Source organism: Streptomyces sp. NPDC002845, from assembly GCF_053591955.1.
Genome location: NZ_JBSFUU010000208.1, coordinates 1 through 2332 on the forward strand (window position 1 = coordinate 1; position 2332 = coordinate 2332).

Consider the following 2332-nt stretch of genomic DNA (forward strand, 5'->3'; position numbering starts at 1 on the left):
CCCACCGCCCTGCGCATACCGCATACCTCCGGCATACCGCAACAATCATGAAACGTCAGATCCCCACCCGCCATAGCGAGTTCAACCTCAGTAGTCGTTGACGGGGATACCTGCGAATAGGCCGACGGCCATGCCGCCATGGTAGGTCCGGGCGCCACCGCAAATCTCCGTGCGGCTCACATTCCACCAGCAACGAGTCACAAGATCGTGTTACGAGCTATAGCGTTCGAGCGTGCCCCGACTGTTTACCGGGCAGTCGGGGGCACGTTCTTTTCTCTCTTCAATCAGCAGCGCTGCGAACTGGCCGCCTGGTTGGAGAGCGGGTCACCGGCCTTTCGCACGGCGCCGACCGCTGCCGTGCACTCGGAGACGGTGGGTGTGCCTTCGGACCAGAACTCCTGGGCGGTGGTGTTCGTCCAGGAACGCTGGCCGAGGATCTCGTCCTGCGAGTAGCTGTAGATGCCGGTACTGACGTCGTAGTCACCGGCGGTGTCCTGGAAGCTCTTCCACACCCACAGATAGCCGTAGTTTTCCGCGCACGACGGCGAGTAGAACTGCTTCACCGAGGCGACGGTCTGGTCGGACCGGGTGATGTACGCGGTGCTGCCGATCTGGTATGCGTCCGAACAGACGCCTGCGGCCTGCGCCTTCACGCTCGCCGGGTTGCCCGCCTCCGACGGCGCCGCGGACTGCCGCTCACTTTGCCCGGAGGGCTTGGGAGCCGGCCCACTGCCGGCGTATGCGGCCCCGGCCGGAGCCAGCGCGAAGGCGCAGGCCATGGCGACGAGAGCGCGTTTGCTGTATCGCATGGGAAAAGGTCCTCCCCTGATGTGGACGGTTCTTTCCGGCGCAATTGCTCCGGATATCAAGGCAGACAAGCGAACCTTCCGGAAGGTTGCATTTCCATTTGAGGAAGGCCGAGTAACGGCCCTGCACCTGAAGCGAAATCAGCCAAATGAACGAAGGAGATCCAGCCACCATTCAGGGGCCACGTATCCGACGGGCGCGGACTCGTCGGGGCGGAGGCGGTGAAGCAGGCGTGATGCGTGCTCGGATCTTGGACGGGGGGCAGGGGAACGTCGAAGGGCGCGGCCCGTCATGATCATGTGATTCCACTCGCAAGATCGTGAAGGCCGCGCCCGTATGCCATCCTGCCCGACCCTGCCCACCTCTCGTCAACTCGCCGATCAACTCGGCGTCGAAGTTCAGGAGTTGTGCACTCCTGCGAAACTCCCCTCGTTCCTGGAGGCGGTCGGCGCCGTGCCCGACCCGCGTTCTGCGCACCTGCTCACGTACCCCCTCCCGATGCTGCTCGGCCTGGTGGCCTGCGCCCTGCTGTGCGGGGTGCGCTCGGTACGCGGTGTGATCCGCTGGGCGAACGGCCAGGGCGCCGGCATCCTGGCCGCACTCGAAGTTTCCGACGGTGATCTGGCGTGGTTGCCGGTGGCCACCACCCTCACCCGCACCCTTGCCCGGATCGACGCCGACGCACTCGATGCGGCCGTCGGCACCTTCGTGCAGACCCACGCCGCCGACCCGCTGGCCGGAATCGCGGTCGATCCGCCCATGCTGCAGCTGGCCGCGGACGGCAAGACGGTTCGCGGCGCCCGGGACGCCGACGGCCTGCAGCTTCACCTGCTCGGCGTCTACCAGGTCGATCCCGGCGTGATGCTCGCCCAGCGCGAGATGCGCCACAAGCCCCACGAGACCGTGCACTTCACCGCCGCCCTTGACCTGATCGCCGACATCACCGGCGCGATCGTGACCGCCGACGCCCTGCACACGGTGGCCGATCACGCCCGCTACCTGCACCGTCGCGGCGCCTTCGGACTGTTCCCGGTCAAGGAGAAAGGAGCCTGCCGGATGGAAGGTGGAGAAGCAGCTCCTCCAGGAGGACAACAGGCGCCTGCGGGAAGAAGTCGAACGTCTCAAGGGCGCCGTCCGTCGGAGTCTCGGCCAGCAGCTCGACCAGTTCGGCGCTGCCGACCTCGGCGCCCGCGTCGATGAACTCACGGCAGGGCACCAGCGTCTGCAGGGCGAGCGTGACGATGCCTTGGCCCAGGTCAAGGACCTGACTGCACAGCTCAGCGAGGTCCAAGACGACCTGACCGCCGCACGCACCAGCCTCCGTCAGATGATCCGTGCAGAGAACCGCGTCGGCGAGGGGCCCTGAGCTTGACTCTGTCGGGAATCACGGACTTGCAGGTCGCGGAGTTCTTGTGTGTGTGGGGGGGGGAAGCCCACGTTCCGGGCGCTCTCGCGGGAGCTGGTGCACCGGGGGTGGTCCGGACACGGCTGGCACTGGCTCTTGGTGAACCGCGCCACGATCAGG

At 66.3% G+C, this 2332-nt stretch carries 2 protein-coding genes; one reads left to right on the forward strand and one right to left on the reverse strand.

Annotation, left to right across the window (positions count from 1 at the left end; all coding sequences use genetic code 11):
* Positions 1–284: 284 nt before the first annotated feature.
* A complete protein-coding gene (locus ACWD3C_RS48350; protein ID WP_451155171.1) occupies positions 285–809 on the reverse strand; it encodes a hypothetical protein in 525 nt (174 codons plus the stop codon).
* 334 nt (positions 810–1143) lie between these two features.
* Here ACWD3C_RS48350 and ACWD3C_RS48355 point away from each other — a divergent pair, with 334 nt between their 5' ends.
* Positions 1144–2007 carry a transposase family protein gene (locus tag ACWD3C_RS48355; RefSeq protein WP_451155173.1) on the forward strand — a complete coding sequence of 288 codons (864 nt, stop codon included), beginning with the start codon at positions 1144–1146 and terminating at the stop codon, positions 2005–2007.
* The last annotated feature ends 325 nt before the right edge of the window (positions 2008–2332 follow it).